Raw genomic sequence first — 1,027 nt, forward strand, 5'->3', positions numbered from 1 at the left:
GCGGTCCAGGCCGAGCGGTGGGTCAGTCTCGGGTGGAGCCGGTCCCAGGCCCGTGCGGTGGCGGTGCCGTAAAGGCGTGTCGCGGTCACCGTCTGCGCGTTGGGTGTGTCCCAGGTGGCCGGGTCACCGAAGACGAACTCGCCGCCGTGGCGGGGCGGGCGCCCGCGGAGACCGGGCTCACGGGGCGGGACCGCGCGTCGCAGTACGCGGTCCGAGCGCATCCGGCCCAGCACCTGCACCGGCAGATCCTTCAGAAGGAAGGCCAGACGTGGCACGTCGTATCCGGCATCCACCACGATCAGGATCTCCGGGTCACCGTCTTTCCACTGGCCGGCTGTGATGAGCCGTTCGACGAGCTCGCGCATCTGCCTGGCGGTGACGGTGGCAGCGTCGTCGCCCGGTGCCAGACGTAGTGCGTCCAGCGGTGCGGTCCAAGAACTGCGGCCGGTCTCCAGCGCGCAGATCACCGAGTAGGGCCAGCCGGGAACTGGGATGTGCTGGTCCTTGCCCCGTCCGTAGGTGTGGCACAGGATTCGCTGCGGTGAGGTGTGGGCGCTGGGCCGTAGCCAGCAAGTGAGATCGGCGGCCAGGACCAGCCGGCCGTCCGCCGCCCTCGGCAGCGGCACCGTCGCCAGGGCCCTTCGCAGCCGGGCGACATCGACCCGGCCCGCGGCAAGGGCGTCATAGAGCCCGCCGTGCCCGCGTCGGTGTTCGCCCACCAGCGACAGTTCCACCAGCGACCGGACCGGACCATCCGCACACAACACCGCGTCCGCAAGCTCGAACAACGCATCCGCACGCCTGGTCAGACAGGAGTAGAACGCACCCCGGAAGCGTGACAGTTCCGCAAACGGATCCACCCGGACAGCGTCATGCGACAGACTCATCCCCACGGCCTTCGTGCTGAGCGTTGTGTGTTCCTTGGTCGGATCACATGCTCAGCCGAAGGCCGCCTGCGTGCACCGCAGTTACCAGTCCGAGTGATCAAGTACGAGAGATCGTTCGGGCCCTGAGGTTAAAGATCAAG

The 1,027-nt window shown here is 68.4% G+C and carries 1 protein-coding gene; it reads right to left on the reverse strand.

The window, feature by feature from the left end; genetic code table 11:
- Positions 1-887 (reverse strand): transposase (locus ABZ454_RS38980; protein ID WP_359544156.1); only part of this gene is annotated, 887 nt, incomplete at its 3' end.
- Positions 888-1,027: the final 140 nt, after the last annotated feature.

This window comes from Streptomyces sp. NPDC005803 (genome assembly GCF_040630435.1).
In the GTDB taxonomy this organism is placed as follows: Bacteria; Actinomycetota; Actinomycetes; order Streptomycetales; family Streptomycetaceae; genus Streptomyces.